The sequence below is a fragment of the Caballeronia sordidicola genome (assembly GCF_002220365.1).
GTDB lineage: Bacteria > Pseudomonadota > Gammaproteobacteria > Burkholderiales > Burkholderiaceae > Caballeronia > Caballeronia sordidicola_C.
In genome coordinates, this window is the sequence record NZ_MTHB01000111.1 from 81128 (window position 1) to 106617 (window position 25490).

20 protein-coding genes and 1 pseudogene are annotated in these 25490 nt (G+C 59.7%); 11 read left to right on the top strand and 10 right to left on the bottom strand.

The genetic code is table 11. The features are described from left to right. The first annotated feature begins 182 nt into the window (after positions 1–182). Positions 183–995 carry a hypothetical protein gene (locus tag BSU04_RS18885; protein WP_144021269.1) on the top strand — a complete coding sequence of 271 codons (813 nt, stop codon included), beginning with the start codon at positions 183–185 and terminating at the stop codon, positions 993–995. 366 nt (positions 996–1361) lie between these two features. On the opposite strand, the gene BSU04_RS18890 is transcribed toward BSU04_RS18885, so the two are convergent. The 3 genes from BSU04_RS18890 to BSU04_RS18900 form a co-directional block, all read right to left on the bottom strand. Further along, entirely contained in the window at positions 1362–3728 is a 2367-nt protein-coding gene (locus BSU04_RS18890; RefSeq protein ID WP_089162057.1) for a DNA polymerase II, read from the bottom strand. 226 nt (positions 3729–3954) lie between these two features. Further along, entirely contained in the window at positions 3955–5316 is a 1362-nt protein-coding gene (locus tag BSU04_RS18895; RefSeq protein WP_089162058.1) for an LLM class flavin-dependent oxidoreductase, read from the bottom strand. Between the two features lie 72 nt (positions 5317–5388). Beyond that, positions 5389–6741 (bottom strand): LLM class flavin-dependent oxidoreductase, encoded by a 1353-nt coding sequence (locus tag BSU04_RS18900; RefSeq protein WP_089162086.1) that lies wholly within the window; start codon positions 6739–6741, stop codon positions 5389–5391. Between the two features lie 286 nt (positions 6742–7027). Between BSU04_RS18900 and BSU04_RS18905 the strand changes: the two genes are divergently transcribed. Next, positions 7028–8326 (top strand): acyl-CoA dehydrogenase family protein, encoded by a 1299-nt coding sequence (locus BSU04_RS18905; protein WP_089162059.1) that lies wholly within the window; start codon positions 7028–7030, stop codon positions 8324–8326. 190 nt (positions 8327–8516) lie between these two features. Here BSU04_RS18905 and BSU04_RS18910 read toward each other — a convergent pair whose 3' ends face one another. Next, entirely contained in the window at positions 8517–8720 is a 204-nt protein-coding gene (locus BSU04_RS18910) for a cold-shock protein (RefSeq protein ID WP_031356584.1), read from the bottom strand. Between the two features lie 688 nt (positions 8721–9408). Between BSU04_RS18910 and BSU04_RS18915 the strand changes: the two genes are divergently transcribed. After that, a complete protein-coding gene (locus tag BSU04_RS18915) occupies positions 9409–10254 on the top strand; it encodes a protein-L-isoaspartate O-methyltransferase family protein (protein WP_218827317.1) in 846 nt (281 codons plus the stop codon). Between the two features lie 22 nt (positions 10255–10276). Here the strand turns inward: BSU04_RS18915 and BSU04_RS18920 are convergent, their stop codons facing one another. Beyond that, on the bottom strand, positions 10277–11695 hold the full coding sequence (locus tag BSU04_RS18920) for an FAD/NAD(P)-binding protein (protein ID WP_089162061.1): 1419 nt from the start codon (positions 11693–11695) through the stop codon (positions 10277–10279). A 353-nt stretch (positions 11696–12048) separates the two neighbouring features. Then, positions 12049–13428 carry an LLM class flavin-dependent oxidoreductase gene (locus BSU04_RS18925; RefSeq protein ID WP_089162062.1) on the bottom strand — a complete coding sequence of 460 codons (1380 nt, stop codon included), beginning with the start codon at positions 13426–13428 and terminating at the stop codon, positions 12049–12051. A gap of 340 nt (positions 13429–13768) precedes the next feature. On the opposite strand from BSU04_RS18925, the gene BSU04_RS18930 reads away from it, so the two are divergent. Beyond that, positions 13769–14062 (top strand): HU family DNA-binding protein, encoded by a 294-nt coding sequence (locus tag BSU04_RS18930; RefSeq protein ID WP_256983027.1) that lies wholly within the window; start codon positions 13769–13771, stop codon positions 14060–14062. A gap of 105 nt (positions 14063–14167) precedes the next feature. Here BSU04_RS18930 and BSU04_RS18935 read toward each other — a convergent pair whose 3' ends face one another. The 3 genes and pseudogenes from BSU04_RS18935 to BSU04_RS48810 form a co-directional block, all read right to left on the bottom strand. Continuing rightward, complete coding sequence (locus BSU04_RS18935; RefSeq protein WP_089162063.1) at positions 14168–15346, bottom strand: fumarylacetoacetate hydrolase family protein; 1179 nt, start codon at positions 15344–15346, stop codon at positions 14168–14170. A 54-nt stretch (positions 15347–15400) separates the two neighbouring features. Continuing rightward, entirely contained in the window at positions 15401–17218 is a 1818-nt protein-coding gene (locus BSU04_RS18940) for an IlvD/Edd family dehydratase (RefSeq protein WP_089162064.1), read from the bottom strand. 70 nt (positions 17219–17288) lie between these two features. Beyond that, positions 17289–17471 (bottom strand): annotated as a pseudogene (locus BSU04_RS48810) (2-hydroxyacid dehydrogenase); the annotation flags it as partial. 270 nt (positions 17472–17741) lie between these two features. Between BSU04_RS48810 and BSU04_RS18945 the strand changes: the two are divergent. The 5 genes from BSU04_RS18945 to BSU04_RS18970 all read left to right on the top strand — a co-directional run bounded on the left by BSU04_RS18945 (position 17742) and on the right by BSU04_RS18970 (position 22185). Continuing rightward, positions 17742–19139 (top strand): MFS transporter, encoded by a 1398-nt coding sequence (locus BSU04_RS18945; protein ID WP_089162065.1) that lies wholly within the window; start codon positions 17742–17744, stop codon positions 19137–19139. Between the two features lie 106 nt (positions 19140–19245). Then, positions 19246–20241 carry a LacI family DNA-binding transcriptional regulator gene (locus BSU04_RS18950; RefSeq protein ID WP_089162087.1) on the top strand — a complete coding sequence of 332 codons (996 nt, stop codon included), beginning with the start codon at positions 19246–19248 and terminating at the stop codon, positions 20239–20241. 240 nt (positions 20242–20481) lie between these two features. Further along, on the top strand, positions 20482–21144 hold the full coding sequence (gene nthA, locus BSU04_RS18960; protein WP_089162067.1) for a nitrile hydratase subunit alpha: 663 nt from the start codon (positions 20482–20484) through the stop codon (positions 21142–21144). Next, entirely contained in the window at positions 21141–21812 is a 672-nt protein-coding gene (gene nthB, locus BSU04_RS18965; RefSeq protein ID WP_089162068.1) for a nitrile hydratase subunit beta, read from the top strand. Before nthA ends, nthB begins: the two co-directional genes overlap by 4 nt. A gap of 1 nt (position 21813) precedes the next feature. Continuing rightward, the gene (locus tag BSU04_RS18970; RefSeq protein WP_089162069.1) at positions 21814–22185 is read left to right on the top strand and encodes a nitrile hydratase accessory protein; all 372 of its coding nucleotides are present in this window, start codon (positions 21814–21816) and stop codon (positions 22183–22185) included. Positions 22186–22679: 494 nt separating this feature from the next. Here BSU04_RS18970 and BSU04_RS18980 read toward each other — a convergent pair whose 3' ends face one another. Further along, complete coding sequence (locus tag BSU04_RS18980; protein WP_144021270.1) at positions 22680–23108, bottom strand: hypothetical protein; 429 nt, start codon at positions 23106–23108, stop codon at positions 22680–22682. 190 nt (positions 23109–23298) lie between these two features. On the opposite strand from BSU04_RS18980, the gene BSU04_RS18985 reads away from it, so the two are divergent. Next, positions 23299–24042, top strand: a complete 744-nt coding sequence (locus tag BSU04_RS18985) for a FadR/GntR family transcriptional regulator (RefSeq protein ID WP_373452844.1) — start codon at positions 23299–23301, stop codon at positions 24040–24042. 16 nt (positions 24043–24058) lie between these two features. Beyond that, positions 24059–25471, top strand: coding sequence for an FAD-binding oxidoreductase (locus tag BSU04_RS18990; RefSeq protein WP_089162072.1), 1413 nt, complete (start codon positions 24059–24061; stop codon positions 25469–25471). Positions 25472–25490: the final 19 nt, after the last annotated feature.

The window sequence follows — 25490 nt, forward strand, 5'->3', positions numbered from 1 at the left end:
CCCATACCACGCCCATTGAAAGGGCTTACACAAAAAGGAAGAGCAAGATGGTTAACTTAAGGAATCCAAATCACCGTATCGTGCGTAAAGTCAAAGCAGCTGCAGCCTTGGCGCTTGTGGCCACGTTGACTGCTTGCAGCGGTGGCAACAATGACAGCCCGTCATCCACCTCGAACACAGCCGTGACGCCATCTGGTTCACCGGACACTTCTGCGTCGGACGCACCGGCAACAAACACGAGCTTCTTCAATCGTATTTTTCTGGATGGCAGCGGTGCAGGCTACTATCAGTTCGGCGCGAACTATGCGAATGGGTTTTATCCAACGGCTACTGGACTGGTGCGCATCTACGTGACGGCAGACGCTAGCACGAACTTCAATGTGGACCCTACCGCCATTCTTGGTTCCTATGCCCCGAATAGCGAAACGGGCTACCTCACAGCGGAAGGCTTGTTCATGTCCACCGGTCCCGAATCAAGCGGTCTCGGCGGTTCACGCATCTTCCAACAGCTATCGCAGGGCTATCAGTGGGGACCGAATGGCGTATCGGCGCCGCTTTACGATGTCACGCTGACGGCTGAGGATGTGACGGGTCAGCCGGTCAGTGGGGTGGTGGGGCTCGACGAGGCCGGTGGCAACGGCCTGACTGTCGTGCTCGGCAACGACACTACGCCAATGCCCGCCGGCGCACAGACCTACCGCCAGACAGCGAACGTGCTGGTCTCCCATCTTGTCTTCAACACCGCGGGCAAGCTCAAGGTGTTCACTTCGTTGGAGCAGACCCAGGCGTATTATGGTGGCACGATCCAGACCTTGAGCGGCTATCGCTATCTGGTCGTAAGTGCCAACAACGCATATGCCGAGTACAACGGCGCAGTCTATCCAGCCAAGTTGTACAGCGCCGGAGACGTAAATGATGCGATGCCCTCGGGCTATAACCGGATTGCGGCCGATTTCATCGTGCAACAACAGCAGAAGACAGGCTTGCCTCATTGAGGCGGCCCCCTTGTGTAAAGTATCTACGACTGACCTCCCCACCGTACGCGTGACAGTGGGGGTGCAGGCCAATCGTTAGTTATGAGCGAGGCGTGGGGAATATGTGGATCGTTCCCCATGTCGCGTGCAGCGCAGCATCGACAAGACATCTGTCTGGAATCTAAACAAGTCCCTTGTCTTGTCAGCAACCGTTAACGGTGGTCGTTAACGGTGGTCGTTAACCGTGGTCGTTAATGGTCGTCGTTAGCTTGAATCTCAAACGAAACACACGTCGGTTACGAGGACAGTGCTTCTGCAGGAAACTAAGGTTTCCCCCCGCAGCGTGTGGTGTGATTTGTCCACAGTTTCTGTGGATATCTTCGTGGGCTAAAACAACGCGTGCTGACCAGAAACCAGCGTCTGGAAGTCGCTTTGCAGAAGAGGCAATATGGCGTCGGCAATCGGCTGCAACTGGCGAGTCAGGTAGTGATCATAGTCAATGGAAGCCTGCAAGGTTTCAAGGGGTTCGGGTCCCGCGCTGGTCATCACATAGCTGATCCAGCCGCTACGTTGATACTGCAACGGCCTGCCACGTTTGCGATTGAACTCGTCCGCCATGCGAGCCGCGCGGACATGCGGCGGCACGTTCCGCTCATACGCATCCAGCGGCCGGCGCAGGCGCTTTCTATACACGAGCAGCTCGTCGAATTCGCCGCTCAGCGTGCGCCGAACGTAGTCGCGTACATAGTCCTGATACGGCTCGCCCTTGAAGATCCGCAAATAGAGTTCTCGCTGGAACCGCTGCGCGAGTGGCGTCCAGTCGCTGCGAACGGTTTCAAGTCCCTTGTAGACCACCTCTTCGCTACCGTCAGGCAGCAGGCTAAGACCCGCGTAGCGCTTTTTGCTGCCTTCTTCCGCGCCGCGAATCGTAGGCATGAAAAACCGCCGATAGTGTCGTTCGAACTGCAACTCCAGCGCGCTTTCCAGACCGAAGCGCTCTCGCACATGATCCTGCCACCACGCATTCACGTGATCAACGAGTGTTCCGCCAATACGCGCCGCCTCTTCCTCGCTGCGAGCGTGTTTCAGCCAGACGAACGTTGAATCCGTATCGCCATAAATCACTTCGTATCCTTCGGCTTCAATCAATTCACGCGTCTTGCGCATGATTTCATGACCGCGCATGGTGATCGACGACGCAAGGCGCGGGTCGAAGAAGCGGCATCCCGTGGAACCCAGTACGCCGTAGAACGCGTTCATGATGATCTTCAACGCTTGCGAGAGCGGCTTGTTGTGCTCGCGCTTGGCTTCCTCGCGTCCTTTCCAGACCTGATCGACGATGGCCGGCAAACTATGACGCGTGCGTGAGAAACGCGCGCCAAGAAAACCAGGCACGGAGTGCTGATCGTCGGGATGGCGCAGACCGTCGACCAATCCGACAGGGTCGATAAGGAAGGTGCGAATGATCGACGGGTATAGGCTTTTATAGTCGAGAACGAGAACGGAATCGTACAGACCGGGGCGCGAATTCATCACGAATCCGCCAGGGCTGGCCGCACCGGCAACGTCGCCGAGGTTGGGCGCGACGAACCCTTGCCGATGCATTCGTGGCATGTACAAGTGCGTAAAAGCAGCCACGGATCCGCCGCTGCGATCAGCGGGCAGCCCCGTGACCGTCGCGCGCTCGAGCAGGAAGGATAGCAGTTCAGTCTTCGCAAAGACCCGCGTGACGAGCTCGCAGTCCTTCAGGTTGTAGCGTGCAAGAGCGGGCTTGTCTTCATCGAAACGACGCTGGATTTCGTCCATCCGCTGATACGGGTTGTCGATGGCCTTGCCTTCTCCCAGCACGCTTTGCGCGACATACTCGAGGCTGAACGAAGGGAAGCTCCATGTTGCCGACCTAAGCGCTTCAATACCATCGATCAGCAATCGTCCCGCCGCGCCTGCGAAGAAATGGTTTTGAGTGAGGCTGTGCTGCCGCCATTCCATCACGCTCCCGCCGCGACCCAGCCGCAGCGGAATCTGGTAAAGCTGCGAGTGTTCCTGCAATACCCGCAGATCAAACTGAACCAAGTTCCAGCCGATGATCGCATCGGGGTCATGCTTCTCAAGCCACTCGTTGAGTTTTTCCAGCAGGAGAGGGCGGCTTGCGCAGTATTCAAGCTTGAAGTCGATGTCGCTACTGTCCCCGTTTGGCGGTCCCAGCATATAAACCTGGCGTTCACCGCAGCCTTCGAGCGCGATGGAATACAGCTCTGTTTTGGCGCTGGTTTCAATATCGAGCGACACCAGTTTCAAGTTCGGCCGATAACCCGGCGCGGGCCTCAACTCGCTGTTCAGAAGCGGCCCGTCGTCATGAAACTCACCGGTGAACACGACAGGCGCCGTGATAAAGCGCTCCATCATGTAGCGGTCCGGCGGAAAGACATCGGCTTCGTACACATCGACGCCGGCTTGTTTCAAGCGCCTCTCCAGCCCCGTCAATTGCCGATACTGCTTGCTATACAGGCCCAACACCGGCCGATGGTTGAAGTCAACAAGATCCAGCGGGCGGAGTTCGACGTGTTTCTCGCGCTGCAAGACAGCTCCGGCACGTTCGCGTTGTTCGGCCGGAATGAACGCCACCGAATCCTGCTGGCGCAAGCGGAGGTGGCGGGGACCGTCGTCCGTCGCCAGCCAGAATTCGACCTCGGTCCCATCGGCGGTGTCCCGCCAATGACGCGTCAGAATAAAACCTTGTTGATGCTCGGCCAGATGCCCACCTTGGAAAACGTGCCCTTTCCATGGATTTTAGTGGGTATGCGGGTTCCGCGTTAGGTTGGCCATTTTTTTGATGCGGCTGTCCGGACTCGCGAGTGATGCTGAATGCACCACGGCACATCAGTCGTAAGCGACCAGGCGTTCGAATCGTCCACCCAAGCTTCTCGTTCTTCAGTCGCTTCCATCTTCATGGAGAAAGAGAGGTGCCGGTCCCGTCCTCTCAGGCCGCCACCGCCCCAGCTTTCTGCGCAGCGTACCGATTAACCGGCCGCGGACCAAGATTCGCGCGCAGCGTCGCGCCTTCATACTCCGTTCGAAACAGTCCGCGGCGGCGCAACTCCGGCAACACCAGTTCGATGAAATCAGTCAGGCTGCCTGGCAGAACCGCGGGCATGATGTTGTAGCCGTCGGCGCCATATTGGACGAAACGCTCTTCCAGTTGATCCGCAATCTGCTCGGGCGTTCCGACCACTTGCCAATGTCCACGTGCGCCCGCCACGCGCAAATAAAGCTGGCGAATCGTCAGGTTTTCGCGGCGTGCCAATTCAAGCGTGAGCAGCTGACGGCTCTTGCTCGCGTTCGTTTCCGGCAGCTCGGGGATCGGGCCATCGAGCGGGTAAGCCGACAAATCGAAACCGCCGGTCAGGCCCGATACCAACGCAAGGCCCACCGCCGGATCGATCAGCGATTGCAGATGCTCGAACTTCTCGCGCGCCTCGCTTTCGGTGCGCCCGACAATGGGCATCACGCCGGGCATGATCTTCAGGTCATCGGGATGACGGCCATATTGGTCGAGGCGGCCTTTGACATCGGCATAAAAATCGATCGCGTCCCGATGGGTTTGTTGCGCCGTGAAGATAACCTCGGCGGTACGGGCGGCCAGCGCCCGGCCAGCTTCCGATGAACCCGCCTGCACGACCACGGGCTGGCCTTGCGGCGAGCGCGCTACGTTCAACGGCCCCTTGACCTGAAAAAAGCGTCCCTTGTGATCGAGGACATGGCGCTTGGCGGGATTGAAGAAGCGGCCTTGCTCTTTATCGCGCAAGAATGCATCGTCCTCCCAACTATCCCAAAGCCGGTCGACGACTTCCGCAAACTCGGTCGCCCGCTCATAGCGTTCTCCATGATCGAAATGCTTGTCGCGATTGAAGTTCTTCGCTTCATGCTCGTTCGACGAAGTAACGAGGTTCCATCCCGCGCGGCCGCCGCTGATATGGTCGAGCGACGCAAACTTGCGCGCGATGTGGTAAGGCTCATTGAAACTGGTCGACGCCGTGCCGACCAGGCCGATGTTCTCTGTCACGGCAGCGAGTGCGGACAGCAGCGTGATCGGCTCGAACTGCGCGATGTAGCTGTGCGCGGTGCGGCTCAGGAAGTCCAGGTTATCGCCTCGGGTGCCCACGCCATCGGCGAGAAACAGAAGATCGAATTTCGCTGCTTGCGCGGCTTGGGCGAGCTGCACGTAGTGCTTGAAATTGATGCCAGCGTCCGCCTGCGCATCTGGATGCCGCCAGGCGGCAATGTGATGTCCTGCGGGATACAGAAAGGCGCCTAGGCGCAGTTGTCCGGTTCGCTTGGCCATGGTGTTTGGGATCTAGATGCTTCGTGAAAGGGGACAGCGTCATGCATGAGTCCGCTCGGTGCGAGTTCACGCTCAGGCGCTCTTGCGCCATAAGCTCTGGTTCTCAGGACGCGCCAGACCGAGATGCTCGCGCAGCGTCGTGCCTTCGTAGCCGGTGCGAAAGATGCCGCGCTGGCGAAGGATTGGGACGACGCCATCGACGAAGTCCTGCAATCCACCCGGCAATGTATCGGGCATGAGGTTGAAGCCATCGGCGGCCCCGGCCCTGAACCAGCGTTCGATGTCATCGGCTATCTGCTCGGGCGTACCCACGATGACGCGATGACCCCCGCCTCCGGCAAGCGCCCTGATGAGTTGACGCACGGTGTAGCCGTGCTGCCGGGCTTGTGCCAGCGTGGCGTGAAAGAACGTATGGTTGCCGTTGCCCTGGCCGGGTAAGGTCAAGTTGTCCGGCAGTTGCTCATCCAGCTTGAGACGATCCGGTGTTACGCCGAGGGTGCCGGCCAGGCGGGTGACGCTATAGCTCCACGGAATCAGGTCCACCAGTTCATCGCGCCGACGCAAGGCTTCGGCCTCCGTTGCGCCGATGATCGTGGTCAGTCCCGCCAGCACCTTCACGGCGTTGGGACCGCGTCCAAAGGCTGCTGCGCGCGCCTTCAGATCGCGTCCATAGGCTAGCGATTCGTCAAAGGATTGCGAGGCCGAGAACACCGCCTCGGCATGGCGCGCGGCAAGCTCGCGGCCATCGCCCGACGCGCCGGCTTGCACCAGCACCGGATGGCCTTGCGGCGAACGCGGCACATTCAACGGACCTTGCACCGAGAAATGCGTGCCTCGATGCGAGACCGGATGAACCTTGGCTGTATCGACGAATAGTCCGCTCGTTTTATCGCCGATAATCGCGCCGTCTTCCCAACTGTCCCAGAGCGCCTTGACGACGCTGGTGAATTCCGCGGCGCGTGCGTAGCGCTCGGCGTGATCGGGCACCGCATCGCGCCCGAAATTGCGCGCTGAGCCCAGGTCCGCAGTGGTCACGACATTCCAGCCAGCCCGCCCGCCGCTGACGTGATCGAGCGTGGCGAAACGGCGCGCGATGTTGTACGGCTCGTTGTAACTCGTGGACGCAGTGCCGATCACGCCGATATGCGAGGTGGCCGCTGCGATGCTCGCAAGGAGGATGGTCGGCTCGAGCGCAGTGATCGGGCGAAAATCGATCTGGTCGGCGATAGAGGCGTTATCGGCGAGAAACACGGCGTCGAAGCCGGCCGCCTCCGCGATCTGCGCGACCCGCACGTAATGACGAACGTCGATGAACGCTCGAGGATCCGCATCGGCCAGACGCCAGGCAGATGGAACGAAACCCGAATGCAGGATATTGACGTTGAGGTGAAGTTGTCGGGGCGGGGTGTTCGTGAGTTGGGTCATCTTGCTCAAATGCTTGGTGGCTGACATTAGCCGACTTTGGCCGACTTTCGATTCTTAATCGGACAGCCGAGCAAAGCGACGAATAAATCCGCCGATCGATATACGCCAGAGCACTAAGGCGCTAAACCACTCAACCGCATTCGCCTTGCGGTATGGAGAGCAAGGCTTCAGTGGAATCGCGGGAAACCCGGCATGCGCATATGGTTAGCACCTATCGTTCGTTGCCGGCGGCTTGGCGCGGCACTTATCCTCATCGTTCGCATCTGTTCAAATTGTGGAGAAGTGAATGACGACGTCAGCACCGGCGGACGCTGCGCTTTACGCGCGTTTCGCGGAGATATTCGAGCACATCGGCAACGGGACCATAGAACGTGAGCAGGGCCGTGAACTCGCTCGCGATGCCGTCCAGAGTTTGAAAGACAGCGGCTTTACCGCCTTGCGGGTACCGCGCGAATATGGCGGCAGCGGCGTTTCTTTGCCGCAATATTTTCGCCTCCTGACGCGTCTGGGCGAAGCCGATTCGAACCTGCCGCAGATCATTCGCGCGCACTCGGGTTTCATCGAGCAGCAACTGGAAACCGGCGATGACGCAACACGTGAGCGCTGGCTGGGTCGGATTGCGAAAGGCGAGACCATTGGAGCGGCTACCTCGGAGCGCACCGGCTCCACGCACAACAGCGTAACCGTCACGCCCGATGCGGACCCGGGCTTTGTTCTGCTGAACGGCGAGAAGTACTACAGCACGGGCACGCTCTATTCGGAATGGATCAATGTAGCCGCGCACGATGCGCAGACCGATCTCCATGTGCTGGTTCGAAGCGATGCACCGGGGGTGGCCCGCACCGACGACTGGGACGGTTTCGGCCAGCGTCTGACCGCTAGTGGTACAACACGTTTCGATAACGTGCGCGTTCCGGTCGATCAGATCCTGTCGCGCTACAAGGCGTCAGAGCCGCGCCGCAACTCGTTGCTGACCGCGTTCTACCAGACCGTGCATCTGGCGACGCTTGCAGGAATTGCACGCGCGGTTTTGCGCGATGGCGTGGCCTTCGTCCAGGGCCGTACGCGCACGTTCGGTGTAGCGGGGCAGTCCAGCCCGCGCGACAACCCGCTGGTGCATCGTGTAGTGGGGCGTCTCGCGAGTCTCGCATATTCGGCTGAAGCGCTGGTTGAGTCGGTAGCTGCGGCGCTCGACCGCGTGCATCGGGCGCGTAACGCGGGCGTGGCGACGACAGCGGACTACATTGCCGTCGATATCCAGGCGTACCAGGCGCAGCAGATCGTGCTTGAGCAAGTGCTCGAGGCAGCTACGCTGCTATTCGAAGTGGGCGGGGCGTCAGCGACGAGCGAGCCACGCCGGCTCGATCGCCACTGGCGCAACGCACGCGTGATTGCATCGCACAATCCGGCGATCCAGCGTGAGGCCGCGGTCGGCAATTACCATCTGAACGGCGCTGCGCCCGAAGAGCGATTCAGTCTCTCGCATGGCGCTGCGGATGCGGCTACGCCCGCCTTCAAACAAGGCGCGGTGGACGGGGGGAAGTCGGTGGTACAGGACGATGCATTTGCCAAGACTGGCAGATAGAACGAAGAGAATGAAGCGAACGAGAACGAAGCGAACGGAGGTCGGGTTTTTTTGCGGCCTCGATTATCGATGATGCATTACCGTGTGTCGGGACGCAAGAAGTGACCACGGGGCGTGACCAGCGATGGTCGCGCCCCGCCTTCATCCGCGTGACGGATGAAAACCTGCCGCCGTGGCGGCCGGATGAAACTCAGGCCGGCACGATGTTCGATGCCTGCTTGCCCTTTGGCCCCTGTTTTACCTCAAACGTTACCTTCTGATTTTCCTGAAGGCTTTTGAATCCTTCTGCCTTGATTTCCGAAAAGTGTGCGAACAGATCTTCGCCGCCGTCATCGGGAGTGATGAAGCCGAAGCCTTTTGCATCGTTGAACCATTTGACCGTACCGGTTGCCATGAGCGTATCCAAAATTTAGAGCTAACGAGTGAAATAAAACCAGAGCGCCGAGCCGCGTCGCATTGCATTGTTGTGACAAGACTTCTCTAAGTCCATGAGCGCGTCCGTAACAAAAAGTCGCTGCGGCGCAATGCGCTATTGGAATTATGGCGAATCAATTGTACGCCGCGCCAATAATTATTGAAGCTTTCCAAACCGGAAAAGATGCAATGCGGGTGGAATAGGGAATTCAGTCGCTCACTGAGGCCGCGACAAGCCCAAATAATGGGCCTTGAAAGGCTTTTTGGCGCTTATCCAGCAGCTGACAAGTTGGAAGGGATTCTCCCGATTGTTAGTACGGGCGGTCGCTGCATATGGCGAAAATGCACTTGACGATTGCGGAATGCACATCATTTAGCTTGCTGGTAATTGCATGCCGTCGGTTTGGAAGTAATTTTATCCGGCAGGAATGGATCATAGAGGCATGCTCGGACGACTTTACCGGATCAACGGAAATTTAATGCGACTGGAATGGTTTGCTGCAACAAAAAGCGCTATTGCATCGCTTTATCAAACAACTTTCCGGCATTGTGAGGTCATCTTGACGCCGGACTAAGCCGTTGCCACGACACATCGCTTTAGTGAAGCGGTAATGCTGCCTGCGCAAAGAGAAGCCCGTTTCATAACCATCCAAGCGTAGGGGGCGGCCGTGACTCGTAAGGAAAAGGCGAATCTCGCAAAAGCCAGGAAACGCTACGCCAGGCTCATGGCTGCCGCGAGCAAGTCTGCGGATCCGAGGCTTGAACGCGTGTTCGAACTCGTGCCTCGTGAGGCGTTCCTGCCTCCTGGTCCGTGGAAGATCATGGTGGACAACGAGTACTTCGAGACCCCCAGCGCGGATCCCGTCTGTCTCTACCAGAACGCCCTGGTTGCGCTGGATGCCACCAAGGGAATTAATAACGGCGAGCCGTTCCTCCACGCAGCTTGGCTCGGTGCAGCCGCGCCGCAACGGGGCAACGTCGTGTGCCATATCGGCGCGGGTGCCGGTTACTACACCGCAATTCTTTCCGTGCTCGCGCTCCCTGGCGGTTGGGTAGAGGCGTTCGAAATTGACCCGGGCTTGGCTGAGCGGGCGCGCAAGAACTTGCAAGCGTTCGAGGGCATAACCGTGACGCAAGGCGACGCGACCAAGTTGCCTTTGCCGGCGTCGGATCTGATCTATGTGAACGCAGGCGTCCTGGCGCCGCCGAGTGGCTGGCTTCAGGCGCTGCGTCCGCAAGGCCGCTTGATCTTTCCCTGGCGCCCATCCGGCGAAGTCGGGCTAACCCTTCTGATCACGCGAACCGACGCGGGTTTTGAAGCGAAACCGCTCATGAACTCGTGGTTCATCCCTTGCGTCGGCGGAGCATCGACTGCGGATGGGTTTGTGAAGGCACCCGACGCTCACGCAGCGTGGTCCGTCAGGTCGGCATGGCTCACGTCAGAGCGTGTACCGGACAAGACTGCGGTCGTTGCTTACCAACATGTCTGGTTCTCCTCATCGGCCTTGGGTTGATGCATGCAGCCACTAGCACGCGTCAACGCGATGTCGATGTCGATGGATAGGCGAGCAGGCTGCCATCCTTGAGCACCCGTTCCAGATGACGAGCGATGTCGGGTGCGCCGGTCATTTCGCCGAAGCTTCCGCGTGTCATCGGGCCGAAGGCCAGCAAACCGGGCGACACCTCGCCGTCCGCATTCCTGAGCTGGCTCCGAAGGTCGGTGTCGAGTCCGATGCGCACCGCATCCAGCCGCGCGAGTCCACCCTCCAACAGCGACTTCACGAGCGGATTCCGGTCGATATCACGTGCGGGTCCCGTGCAGAAAACCACCGCGTCGAAATCGTGCTCTTCATGCCTGCCGCCTGGACGTCGCAGGCTGGCGCTCAAGCGTTCTGCCACGCGCCTGATCCCTACGATACCCGCCGTGGAAACGCTCATCTGACCGCTCTCGATTGCCCGCTCGATAGCAGTATGAATTTGCGGCGCGATGCGAAAGCGATGCACGTCCCAGAACGGCAGCAGCCTTTTCACCACCCGAGCTTGTTCGCGTGAAGGCAACGCGTTCCAGATGCGGGGAAGATCGAAACGCAGGGCGTCGGCGGCGGGTTGCCAGCCGATGCGGGCCTCGTCGCGCGCAATCCTCTGCCTGAGCATGCGTACGAGTTCACGGGCGCTGGCGGGCGGGGCGGCGTCATCGAGGAAATCGGCGGCATCGGAGAAGAGTCCATGCGGCTGGGCGCGCAATCCCCGTCGAGAAATTGCCGTGATGCGTCCGGTATGCGCGCGTTCGATCAGCGTGACGGCGACGTCCGCCATCGTCAGGCCAGTACCGACCAGCAGCACGGACGCGTCTCGCGGGATCGCGCTTAACGCGTCCTTTGCCCACGGATGCGTGATCAGCCGGGGATCGTGCAAAGCCTGTTCGTCGATGATGCCCGGTGGTTTGGAAGACGTATGGCCAAAACACAACGCAACGCGATGCGCATCCAGATGCGAACCGTCGTCGAGCGTGACCGCATAACCTGAATCAATCTTACGCAGCCCGGTAGCGGTGGCTCGCCGATGCCTCACCCGCACATGCGAGGCCGCCTCGGCCACAACATCGTTCAAGGTCGCGGCGACATACTCTCCGTATCGCGCACGTGACACGTAGTAGCTGCCCTGGCCGTCGCTGCTGCCGGCATCGATTGCGTCGTGCGCCATGAGCCAGCGCGTGGCATGTGCGGAGTCGCCTGCGAACAGGCTCATCCGGTCGCTCGGTACGTTGATCCGATGCAGCGGGTCCGACGTTCCATAGGCGATACCCCGGCCGAGTTCCGCCGACGGTTCCACAATGGTGAAGTCGAGATCGACGCCAACCGGGCAGGCATGAATGGCATGAATAACAAATGCGACGCCGGTAAAGCCGCCACCGATCACGACGATGTTCAACGGGATGTGTCCGGGAGTGTTCAAGAGAGTGCTCACGATGCTGAAGCGTCGAGGATACCTCAGCCAATACGCCGGGTGAACGCTCTGTAAAGTTTGAAATTTGCTAAGCTTGTGAAGATTTGGTGGGATTGAAACCGAGGCCGAATTTGATCTGCGGCGAGCCTGCTCACACTTTCATCTCAACAATTGGCGGACTGGGCGAAAGTGGTAGTTTATGTTGGATGACTAAGGATCGGATCGCAGGATCGGGTTCACTGACATCATCAGTGACGGGCCACGCCGTATATTCAGTTTTTTTTGTGCGTTCATGAAAGATGAACAAAGCAAATATTTGAACAGAACGTGCTCTATGCGTTTGAACGTGCAGCCCGCCGTCATCACTTTGCATGGTCCCGGCGAAACGACGCGCCCGTATGCTCATCCGGCAACTTCGCGCCGCGCTTGAATAACTTCTCGCGCAAGGTTCCGTCGGCGTAAGCAGTCTTGTACACACCGCGCGCCTGCAATTCGGGAATGACGAGGTCGATGAAGTCCTCGTAACTTTCGGGCGTCACGGTACGCGTCAGATTAAAACCGTCAACGCCGGTTTCATCCATCCACGACTCCAGCGCATCAGCCACTTGCACCGGATCGCCGACGATGGTGGTAAACCGCCCACCGAGTTTCAACTGGTCGAGCAGGCGCCGCACGGTCCAGCCGGATTGCCCGTCCGTCACCCGCTGCACCGACGACTCTATGCCCCGGCTCTTGTGACCGCCCGGCGGTTCGAGTTCGTCGTCGAGACCGAACTTCGAATAATCAATACCACTGCCCGCCGCAAAGTGCGCGAGTCCCGCTTCGGCGCTCGCATGGCTCGCGTACTCGGCGAACTTCTCCTCGGCTTCGGCCGTAGTGCGTCCCACCACAACGGTGATACCCATGAACACCTTGAGACCAGCAGGGTCCCGGCCAGCTTCGGCCGCTTGCTTGCGTAGTGCATCGACGAGCTTGCGCGTACCTTCCTTGCTCTGGCTTGATACGAATACACACTCGGCATGACGGATCGCAAACGCCTGTCCCCGTCCCGACGAACCCGCCTGGAACAACACAGGCGTGCGTTGCGGCGAGGGCTCGGACAAGTGATAACCCTCTACGTCGTAGTAGCGGCCGTGATGGTTGACCTTATGGATCTTCTCCGGATTCGCGAACACGCGTGTACCGCGGTCACGCACCACCGCGTCGTCTTCCCAACTGCCTTCCCAGAGCTTGTACGTGATGTCGAGGTATTCGTCGGCGCGGTCGTAGCGTTCGTCGTGGGCAATCTGCTCGGTGAGGCCCATCGCACGCGCGGCACTGTCGAGATAACCGGTCACGATGTTCCAGCCGATCCGCCCCTCGGTCAGATGATCGAGCGTGGAAAAACGTCGTGCCAGAAGATAGGGTGCTTCGTAGGTCAGGTTCACCGTAACGCCGAAACCAAGATGTTGCGTGACGGCCGCCATGGCGGATACCAGCATCAGGGGATCGTTGACCGGTAACTGTATGGATTCCTTCAGCGTCAGGTCGACCGACGCCTGGTAAACGTCATACGCCCCCACGATATCCGCAATAAAAAGTCCGTCGAACAACCCGCGTTCAAGCAATTTCGCAAGATCCGTCCAGTATGAAAGCTTTCGGTAATCTTGTGACTGGTCACGTGGATGCGTCCACAAACCATGATTGATATGGCCAACACAGTTCATGTTGAACGCGTTCAAAAGGATCTTTTTCTTGCTCATGGGAGTAGCGCGCAGTGGACAGTGCGGAGGAAGGGGAGTGAACGAAGGCCACGAAACCAGCCTATATAATGCGGTTTTAGCAGCGTTTCAACGATAAAGGCAACAAGAATGCTTACACAGCTTCAGTGTGTTGCGAACGATTGAATTCGCATTTGCATTCCATGACATTGCGATTTATCGCACCATGTCGTCGCCCGTTGACCGAAATCGCAGACGTAAAGAGAACGAAACCGGGGACAAACCCGCAACAAATTCGAACGAAAACGGATTTGCCTCTAGCGTGCGTGTCCGGTAAGGTGACGCTTCCGCCATGTAATCGCATGGGCAGTGCGTTGTACCCATCTTTGAGAAAACAGAAATGAACAAGCAAGAACTCGTTGACGCCGTGGCGTCCGCCACCGGCACGAGCAAAGCCGCGGCTGCTGAAGCTATTGATGCATTTATCTCTACTGTTACGCAAGCCGTTGTCAGCGGCGACAGCGTTCAGTTCGTGGGTTTCGGCACCTTCAGCACCGGCGCACGCGCCGCGCGCACGGGCCGCAATCCGAAGACCGGCGACACCATCCAGATCGCTGCCGCAAAGACGGTCAAGTTTACGGCCGGTAAAGCGTTCAAAGATCTCGTCAATCAGTAAGAATGACGGATGCGTCCTTGCAGCGTTTTCGGGCAAGGACGCAGTCGAGCGGCGACTGACTTCGTCAGACGAATGTGCCGTATCGATTCAAACGATGATTCAGCCTCAGGATGCGCGCGTGCTTTCCAGCATGCCGCGCAACGCCAGGTTGCTATAAAGCGCACGTACCCCGAACGTCCAGGGCGTTATTTCCGTCGATAAACGCACGGTGTTGACGATCGCGCCCAGCGACGGCGTAGAGATCGTCACTACGTCGCCCAGATGATGCGTGAAGCCGCCACCGGGCGTGTCGCGATCCTTGATCGGCGAGAACATCGTGCCGAGAAACAACATGAAGCCGTCCGGATACTGGTGATGCGCGCCATGCGTCTGCGCAACCAGGTCGGCCGGATCGCGGCTGATCTCACGCATGTGGCTGATGCCGTCCAGCACAAAACCATCGTCCGCGCCTTCAATGCGCAGTGACACGCTCGCCTCGCGCACGGTGTCGAGCGTGAAGGATCCGTCAAACAGCCGCACGAACGGACCAATCGAGCATGAACCGTTGTTGTCTTTCGCTCGGCCGAGCAGCAAAGCGGAGCGGCCTTCAATGTCGCGCAGGTTCACGTCGTTGCCGAGCGTCGCACCCACGATTCCGCCCGCGCTGTTCACCGCCAGTACGATTTCCGGCTCGGGGTTATTCCACTTCGAAGTGGGATACAAACCCACGTCCGCACCGAATCCAACCGAGGACATGGGTTGCGATTTGGAAAACACTTCGGCATCCGGACCAATTCCGACTTCCATGTATTGCGACCACGCGCCGCGACGTTCGAGTTCGGCCTTCAACTTTTCCGCTGCTTCGGAACCGGGTTTTATCTTCGATAAATCCGCACCGATCAACTCGTTGATCATCGCGCGGGTTTCCTGTGCCTTGCTCGCATCGCCGCCCGCGTGTTCTTCGATCACGCGTTCGAGCAGGCTCACCGCGAACGTCACGCCACACGCCTTGACTGCTTGCACGTCGCACGGTGCCAGCAAATGCATTGCGTGGGCGGATGAATCAAGCGACGCGCTGATCAGCGCATCGACTGAGCCTAGCGATTCGCCCTGTACATGGCGCGCGATCTCTACGGCATCGTCGCGATCGAAAAGATCGGCGGTAGTGGCGACTGTCGATGTGATGTCGACTACTTCGCCGCGCCGCACGACGACCACCGACGGCCCGTTGATGGGTGCGGGCCGCCAGACGCGGCCGATCAGCAGCGCTTCGTCAAGGTCGGATGGGAGATAAGCGTGAGGCATGTCGTGTGTCTCCAGACTGTTTCCAGAAGGATGATGGCCAGGCGTCGTTGCGCCTTAGTGGTTGTGGCGCGATTCGCCGCGCGTCTCGACGATGTTCAGGTACAGCGTGGCAGGTTCCAGGCATGCGCCGCTGCCTTGCTGTCCGACCATGCTCCGGTAGATCTCTTCCCACGGCGTCATGTTCTTCAGCACAGGTGGCTTCCAGGCCGCGCGGCGTTGCGCGAGTTCGGCATCCGGGATCATGAGGTCGACCTTGCGTGTCTTCAGGTCGATGCGGATCTTGTCGCCCGATACGAGCAACGCAAGCCCGCCGCCAACGGCCGCTTCCGGCGAGACGTTGAGAATGGACGGACTCGCCGACGTACCGCTCTGACGGCCGTCGCCGAGAGTCGGCAAGGTATCGATACCGCGCTTGAGCAACGCCGCCGGCGGCTGCATGTTGACCACTTCGGCGCCGCCGGGAAAGCCGACCGGACCGCAATTGCGGATCACGAGAATCGAACGTTCGTCGACGCCCGTCTCCGGATCCTCAATGCGAGCGTGATAGTCCTCCGGGCCTTCGAACACGACCACCTTGCCCTCGAACACATCAGGATGATCCGGGTCAGCGAGGAAGCGCTTGCGGAACGCTTCGTCGATCACGCTGACCTTCATGACGGCGCTGTCGAAGAGGTTGCCCGACAGCACGACGTATCCGGCCGACTCTTTCAACGGGTTCGCGTACGCACGAATCACCTCGCGATCGGGCGCGGGGACAGTGGTCAGATCTTCGCCCAACGTACGGCCGGTGACGGTGCGTACGTTCGCGTTCAAACGGCCCGCATCGAGCAGTTCCTTCATCACGGCCGGCACCCCGCCTGCCCGATGAAACGCTTCGCCAAGGAAACGTCCGGCAGGCTGGCAGTCGACCAGTAACGGGACCTCGGGACCAAGCCGCTGCCAGTCTTCCAGCGTGTGATCGACACCCATGTGACGCGCGATGGCGATCATGTGAATCGGACAATTCGATGAAGCCCCGAGCGCGGCCGCCGCGACCACGGCGTTCTCAAATGCGCCCTTGGTCATGATGTCCGACGGTCGCAGATTCTCCGCCACCATGCCGACGATACGCTTGCCGGTCGCATACGCCATCCATCCACGCTCGCGATGCGGCCCGGGAATTGCCGCGCAACCGGGCAGCGACATGCCGAGCGCTTCAGCAAGCGAGTTCATGGAAAGGGCCGTGCCCATCGTGTTGCAATGCCCGACCGAAGGCGCTGAAGAAGCCACCATGTCCATGAAACCGGGGTAGTCGATTTCGCCGGCGGACAGGCGCTTGCGAGCGTCCCAGATCACCGTGCCGGAGCCGGCAAGCTTGCCGTGATACCAGCCGTCGAGCATTGGTCCGCCCGACAGCACGATGGCGGGAATGTTGACCGTAGCGGCAGCCATCAGGCACGCGGGCGTGGTCTTGTCGCAACCGGTGGTGAGGACCACGCCGTCGATCGGATAGCCGTGCAGGATTTCAACGAGACCGAGATAGGCGAGGTTGCGATCGAGCGCAGCAGTGGGGCGTTTACCGGTTTCCTGGATCGGGTGGACAGGGAATTCGAGCGGGATGCCGCCTGCATCACGGATACCGTCGCGCACGCGGCTCGCAAGTTCGAGATGATGTCGGTTGCAAGGCGCGAGATCCGAACCCGTCTGCGCGATGCCGATGATCGGCTTGCCCGACTGCAGTTCTTCGCGCGTGATGCCGTAGTTCATGTAGCGCTCGAGATAGAGCGCGGTCATGCCAGGATCGGAGGGATCGTCGAACCAGCGGCGGCTGCGCAGGCGCGGTGTTGCGGTGTCGCCGGTGTCGTTCGTATTGGTGGGGTTGGATGGGTTCATAAGCGTGCATGTCTCAGGTTCGTTTGTAGGCAACGGCTGTGCGGCTTAGCGCGTGAATTCAGGCGATCATTCAGGCGAACAGCGGTTCGCAGTTGAAGAACGCTTGTCGATTGTCGCTAACGAGGCCGGCCATTGCCGTACGGGTTTCTACTATCGCGCTGGATCTGTGCGGGTGCAGCACGACGTTGTCGAGTTCGGCGATGCCCGGATCAATCAGCGGTTCATTCCAGAATACATCGAGTGCCGCGCCGGCGAGGCAGTGCTCGCTTGCGCATGTTTTCTCTCCATGCTAAATTGGTTTCAGTTGTTACCGGTAACAGTATCAAACGCTTACCGGGATGTCCAGAACAAAAGAGACACGACAGAGCGAGTACCGCCGACGTCATGACAAACGCGGGACAACGATCGCAAGGCCCGCACAAACACTACGAATTTTTTATCTGCTACGCGACAGTTCGGAACCGCGCGCGGCTTTAGAACGTAGATGCATAAAAAGGCGTAAGCCAATAATCAGGAGACAGAAGTGAATGCTCATCCGTCAACGCTCGCAGGCGATCCAGGACCGTCGGGCAACGACCATGCCGATACGGCGCCGCCACCCGTTTCAGCCCGGCAGTTGCAACGCGCAACGCTCACAGGCGCCGTTGGAAGTGCCCTCGAATACTACGACTTTTCGATCTACGGCCTCGCGTCCGCGCTCGTGTTCGGTCATATCTTTTTTCCAACGCTGGGTGCGACCGCGGGCTTGATGGCGAGCTTCGCGACTTATGGCGCCGGTTTCCTCGCGCGCCCTTTCGGTGGCCTGTTCTTCGGATCAATTGGTGACCGGAAAGGGCGCAAGTTCGTGCTGCTCGTGACTATCGCCATCATGGGTGCATCGACTACGTTGATCGGCTGTTTGCCTGCCGGTTCATGGGGCGCGGTGCTGCTGGTGCTGTTGCGGCTTGCGCAAGGTTTCGGCGCTGGTGCAGAACAGGCCGGTGCATCCACGCTGATGGCTGAAGTCTCGCCGGTCAAGCGGCGCGGCTTCTTCGCGGCGTTGCCGTTCGTCGGCGTGTTCGCCGGGCTGGCGCTCGCGACGTTCACGTTCAGCACCATGCAAAGGCTGCTCGGCGACCAAGCAATGCTTTCATGGGGATGGCGCGTGCCGTTTCTCGGCAGCGTCGTATTGATCGGCGTTGCTATATGGATTCGCTTGCGCCTGCGCGAAAGCCCGGTGTTCGCGCAGCTGGAAGCATCGCGCGAAGTGATCCGCTCGCCGATGAAAACGGTCATTGCCACCGCCCGCCGGCCCGTGCTCGCGGCAACCCTGATGCGCTTTGCGGAGCAGGGCGGTTCGACCATCTACAACACGATCGTGATTGCGTTCCTCGGCGGTTTTGTCGCGACAAAGATCGGCGTGCCGAGGGGAGAACTCGCCGCGATCGGTACGACCGGCGCGCTGATTGCGAGCATCGTGAGTATTGTGACCACGCCGCTGTTCGGTGCGCTGTCAGACCGGATCGGACGCCTCGCGGTTTATCGTGGCGGCGCGATTTTCCTGCTGATCTGGTCGGTGCCTTCATGGTGGATGATCAGCACGGGCAATCCGGTCTGGGTCACCGTTGCGATGGTTGGCGGTCTGGCGTTCGGCGCGAACAGCATGCTCGGCGCGCAGTGCGCGCATTTCACCGAACTCTTCGGCAACCGCTATCGGTACTCGGGCGTCGCGCTGGCGCGCGAATTGGGCGCGGTTTTATCGGGTGGCATTGCACCCTTGCTCGGTGTTTATCTGATCGGTCTGTCTGGCGGCGCGTTCTGGGTGATGGGCGTGTATATGGCGGTGTTGTGTGTCTTGACGCTTATCGGCACGTTCCTTTCTACCGAGACGCGTGAGCGCGATCTGACGTTGCTCAACGACGCCGTGGGCAAGGGCAGCTAGAGCATCCCGGACCCCTCAAGCGGGCTATTCGGCCCGGCTCGCGCGGTATGATGTCTGGCGTCACTCAACGAGATCAGGCGAGTCAATGTCAGAGTTCATGCCGACGATGGCAGACGTCGCGCGCGAGGCCGGTGTGTCAAAAATGACCGTGTCGCGCGTACTGGCCGACCGCGATGTATCCGCAGCCATGCGCGAGCGAGTGCTCGCGGTAATCAAGCAACTGGGGTATCTACCGGACGCATCGGCGGGAACGCTGTCGTCCGGGCGCTCGCCGTTCATCGTGGCGCTGGTGCCATCCATGTCGAGTTCGAATTTCGCGGATACCGTCCATAGCCTGAACGCGGCGGTCACGGCACATGGCCTGCAACTTCTGCTCGGCGACACCGACTACGACCCGAAGCGTGAAGAACAGCTTCTGCGCGTGATGCTCGCGCACCGGCCGGAAGGCGTAATGCTGACCGGCTCGTTTCACACCGTCGCCACGCAGGCAATGCTCAAGCGTTCGAAGGTTCCGGTCGTCGAAACATGGGATGTACCGCGCACGCCGATCCAGCAGGCGGTGGGGTTTTCGAACGTCGATGCCGCTTGCGAAATGATGCGGCATCTTCATGAGCGTGGGTATCGGCGGATCGGGTTTATCGGCGGCGCGACCAGGCTTGACCGTCGTGGGCTGGATCGGCAGACGGGGTATCGCCAAGGCTTGAAATTGTTCGGGCTGGGTGAGCCGCGAGTGATTCAGCATGGTGGTTCACCCGTGACCATGAGCCATGGCGGCGAGGCGTTTTCGCTGTTGCTCGATGCATGGCCGGATACCGACGCCGTGATGTGCGTCAGCGATATGTCGGCGTTCGGCGCGCTGATGGAGTGTCACCGGCGCGGGATTTCGGTGCCCAATCAGATGGCGGTCGCCGGGTTCGGGGATTTTGAAGTGTCGCGGTATTGCTATCCGAGCATCTCGACGGTGGCGGTCGATCCGCATGCGATCGGGCGAATTGCCGGTGAGATGTTATTGGCAGGAGCGGCTGCTCGCAAGAGCGGGATGCAAGGGCCTTCGGAGAAGCGGCGAGTGGAGTTTCGGGTGCTTGCGAGGCAGAGCACCTGAGGGTGGTTTCATCCCGTTGGAAGAACCGCCCACGCGGCGCTTTCACCTTCGCCAGCTATACGTTGGCGGATCTTTTCAACTCGCGGCAGACTCGTTTTCGCGCCGGCGTGGCCCAGCAGCACGGGGCGCCACGCCAGGTTCTGTCCGATGGGCCTGCATTCGGTTTGCAATCGCGCACCGAGCCAACCATACTGGTCCTGTCGGGTAATTTCTCGGGCGAACTTCGATGAGCGAACTTCGATGAGCGATCTTCAAGGGAATGGACCAGGGCATCGGCACGCCGATGATCACGATCACCAAGGCAGCCCGTTGTCCGAGATGGAATTGCGCGTGCGCGCGCTGGAATCCGTGCTGGTGGAGAAGGGATACGTCGATCCAAAGGCTCTGGATATCCTGATCGAGACATACGAGCACAAGGTTGGACCGCACAATGGTGCGCGTGTGGTCGCGAAGGCGTGGAGCGATCCGGCGTACAGGCAATGGCTTCTCGATGACGCCACCGCTGCCATCGCTTCGCTCGGCTACACCGGCAGGCAGGGCGAACACCTGGTTGCGCTGGAAAATACGCCGGCCGTGCACAACATGGTGGTTTGCACGTTGTGCTCATGTTACCCATGGCCCGTTCTCGGACTTCCGCCGGTCTGGTACAAGTCGGCGCCGTACCGGTCTCGTGCGGTCATTGATCCGCGCGGTGTATTGAGGGAGTTCGGCTTCGAATTACCTGCCGAAACGGAGTTCCGCGTGTGGGACTCCACCGCCGAAGTCCGCTATCTGGTGTTGCCGATGCGGCCCGCAGGAACCAACGGCTTGCAGGAGCAAGCGCTGGCTGAATGGGTAACGCGCGACTCGATGATCGGCACCGGGTTGCCGACGATGCCTGAACCGAAACGGGAGCTCGCATGAACGGCGCTCAAGATCTCGGCGGCATGCAGGGATTCGGCCCGATCCACCCCGAAGAGGACGTCTCTCTCTTTCATGCTGACTGGGAGCGCCGGGTGCTGGCGATCACACTGGCGATGGGCGCGACCGGCAAGTGGAATATTGACATGTCTCGCGCCGCACGCGAGAGCTTGCCGCCGGCGCAGTACCTCGCGAGCAGTTACTACGAGATCTGGTTCAGAGGACTGGAAAGGCTCCTGCTGAGTACAGGACTTGTGACAGCGGAGGAAATCGAGGCGGGGGAGTTGAAGGGTGCGACGAGCCCGGTACCTCGCGTTTTGATGGCTGACCAGGTGAATGCCGCGTTGCTGCGAGGCAGTCCGGCCGATCGTCCGGCGACTGTCGGAGCACGTTTCAAGGTCGGCGATATCGTGCGGACCCATCAGATGCATCCATTGACGCATACGCGGCTGCCGCGCTACTGCCGCGGCAAACGGGGAAGGATTATCGCCGAGCATGGCGCCCACGTCTTTCCCGATACCAACGCGATCGGGCTGGGTGAGCAAGCGCAATGGCTCTATACCGTGCGTTTCGATGCCGTTGAACTCTGGGGTACGGATACGACTGCAGCATCGGTATGCGTCGATTGCTGGGAACCGTACCTCGACTACCCGAACGCCGAGCCTGACTGACATGACTTCTGCCAAGCTGAATCTGCCTGAACTGCGAATCACCTTGCCGCAATTGCCGTGTGACGCCGCGGGTCCTGTCTTCAATGCACCGTGGGAAGCACAAGCCTTCGCGATGACGCTGGCCTTGTACGAACGTGGCATGTTCACCTGGGCAGAATGGGCGGTATGTCTGAACCAGGCAATCCGCGACGCCCAGACCGCCGGCGACCCGGACCGCGGCAACACCTACTACGTCCATTGGCTGACAGCGCTGGAACGCATCAGCACCAATAAGGGTCTGGTGACAAGCGACCTGCTTTTGCAGCGTCGCAATGAGTGGGACGCGGCGGCGCGACGCACTCCGCATGGTCGGCCAATCGAGCTCGGACGATAGCAGTCCCTCTAATCAAAGCTTGGCGACTTGGTCAAATCGCGCATGCGCCCCTTGGCTATCGGGGCGCAGAGTTGCTGTCAGCTAGACTTGAAGGGGCAGAACTATTGCCATGCGTGATTGAAACAGTCATTATCGATCGTGCTTGTTCATCACTCGGAGACGCAGGCGTGGATATCTACTGGACCCTTAAAAGTATCCCGGAGCTTTCGCAACTCTCGTCCAAGGAGCGAGGCGTGACCTGGAGGCAGGCATATCCACGGACATTGCGCCATTGGCAAACCTGGATCGGTCTGGCTGCTTGCTGTGCATGCGCATATCTGGGATGCCGTCTGGGGTTTATCCTGGGCCACCCTGTGCCCGGAGCAGCCATTGGCGGAGCGGCAGGCGGGTTCATCTTTTCGCAAGCTTGCATCCATGTTGCGCGGATGCATTACAAAAATATCCTACTTAAAAGCAGTCGATAATCCAGTCCCAGTCCGTCTGCGAATATCGGTTCATTTAATTTTTGATTTGAACCACGCAGTGCTTTTCGAAGTCAGCAAAAATAAGCCGGCGACGGTTTCCGCTGCAACGCTTATCAACCCAATGGCGTCATTCTGCTGGGCGTGTAGTCCGTTCGCAAAAAGGCTATAGGCAGTAGTTACGATGGCGAACGCCGTCGAAAAAAGCACAACGTTTCGTGCCCAAAGTTTGCCATACGAAAGCTGTGCGATAGCGAATGCTTCGAAGATCAAAACTGTAAAGAGCAGTCCAAACACCGTGATCATCGGTGCCCTGTGTGCACTGAAAGGTAACGTGCGAAGTGCGAGACCGAAACGGACGACAAAAACAGAAAGCGCTATCCAATAGATCGCGACTGCGGCTCGAACTGAATTCGGAGTTTTGTGCTCACGAAAAAAGATGAAATCGGCTTTCGCTTTCAAAGGAACCTCCATCAATCTCAAGGCCAAGCTCGTCTGTTTTTGCGATCATAGCCTTGTTTGAAAGCTTTCAATGTCCGTTGCAGAATGAACCCCCGAACAGAATTGCCATTCCCCATTCACTCGTCAAAAGTTTTCATATAACATGCAAACCGGATAACATGAAAATGATCGACTGAAGCCCGGACCCCCAGTGACAAAAGCGCTAACCCTGACCCAGCAGGTCGCCCAGCAGATGACCGGTGAAATTCGCGATGGGGTTTACCCGGTAGGTACCAAACTGCCCTCCGGCAAGGATCTGGCCACGCGCTTTGGCGTGAGTCAGTCGGTTATCCGCGAGGTAACGGAGCGCTTGCGCTCGAATGGGCTGATCGACAGCCGGCAGGGCGCGGGTTGTACCGTGAAGGCTCGCACGGAAACGGGCGGTTTCCGCGTCCCCCACGCGGTTGGCGCAAACCGGGCGGACCTGGCTGACGTCTACGAGCTGCGGCTCGATCTGGAGGGCGCAGCAGCGGCGCTGGCGGCCGTGCGGCGCACTGAAGCAGACATCGGCGCACTGGCGGCCATTCTCAAATCGCTCGCCGATAATCTCTACACGCCTGACCACGCCGTGGAGCTGGACATTGCGTTCCATGTAGCGATCGCCGATGCCACCCACAACCGCTACTACGTCGATCTTCTCCAATACCTCAACCTGCAGATCCGCCAGGCCGTGCAGACGGCACGTACGCATTCGCTTGCGCGCCAGCGGCTGCCTGACGAAGTACACCGCGAACACGTTCGCGTGTTCGAAGCGATCCGCGCCGGCGATCCCGCGGCCGCGCGCATCGCCGCAACCTCGCATTTGCAGAACGCGGCCGCCCGCTTGAACCTCGCGATTCCCAGTCGCGACGCGCTCACCGGCGCCGTCAACCTCAGCTCCCAGATGAACGAATAGACGACCGAACGAATAAATGACCGACTCCTCTTTTCCCCAACGTCTGATCGACAAGCTCGGACTCGACGGCGTCATCACGGCGCCTGATGAGATTGCGCCGTGGCTGTCGGATTGGCGCGGCATGTACACCGGCCACGCTCAAGCGGTCGTGCGGCCGTCGAGCACCGATGACGTTGCAGCAGCCCTTGCGCTTTGCTCGGAGGCTCGTGTGCCGGTTGTACCGCGCGGCGGCAACACGGGCCTGTGCGGCGGCGCCACGCCCGACGCCAGCCCCATGAACGTGATCCTGAGCCTGGACCGGATGCACGCAATTCGCAGCATCGATACGATCGGCAACACGCTGGTCGCCGAAGCCGGCTGCATTCTCGGCAACCTGCGGCGGGCCGCCGCCGATGAACATCGTCTGCTGCCGCTCAGCCTCGCCGCCGAAGACTCGTGCCAGTTGGGCGGCAATCTCTCGACGAATGCGGGCGGCGTCAACGTCGTGCGCTATGGCATGACGCGGGAACTGGTGCTCGGCCTTGAGGCTGTCCTGCCGAACGGCGAGATCTTTCACGGACTGCGCACGCTGCGCAAGGACAACACCGGTTATGACCTGAAGCAATTGCTGATCGGGGCGGAAGGAACGCTCGGCGTGATTACCGCCGCGGCGCTGCGTCTCTATCCGCGCAACGACGTGCGTGTGGTTGTGCTGACTGCCGTGAATTCATCGCAGCAAGCGCTCGATCTCTTCGAACTCCTGTTCGAACGCGGTGGCCCGCGCATGCAGGCGTTCGAATTCTTTACCGCCGAATGTCTGGACATGGTGCTCGAACAAGTCGAGGGAATGCGCGCGCCGTTCGCCGAACGTCATCCGGCTTATGTGCTGATCGAACTTGCCGATACCGTCGATGAACCAGCGTTGCGCGAGCTCGTGGAGACGGTGATTGGCGAGGCGCTTGAGCGTGAGTTATGTGTGGATGCTGCGGTGTCCGAATCAATTGCGCAAGTGAACAGCATGTGGCGGCTTCGAGAGGAGATATCCGAAGCGCAGCGTGCCGATGGTCCGCATGTGAAGCATGACGTCTCGCTGCCGATTGCGTCCATTCCCGCATTTCTTGCCTCGGCGGGCGAGCGCATCGACAAGCATCACGCCGGCGTGCGGCTGATCGTGTTCGGTCATTTCGGCGACGGCAATCTTCACTACAATCTCTCGCGCCCGGCCGGCGCGCCGCGCGATTTCTTTAAGCTTCACGCAGAGGGATTGACGGCGGAAGTACTGGACGAAGTGGCGCGTTATGGCGGCAGCATCAGCGCGGAACATGGTATCGGACAACTCAAGCGCGAGTATTTCAGCCGCTATAAAGACCCGCTGGAAATCCGCCTCATGCGCGAGATTCGCAAGGTCTTCGATCCTGACGGCATCATGAATCCGGGCAAGATTTTTTAACCGGATACGACCGTCGCGG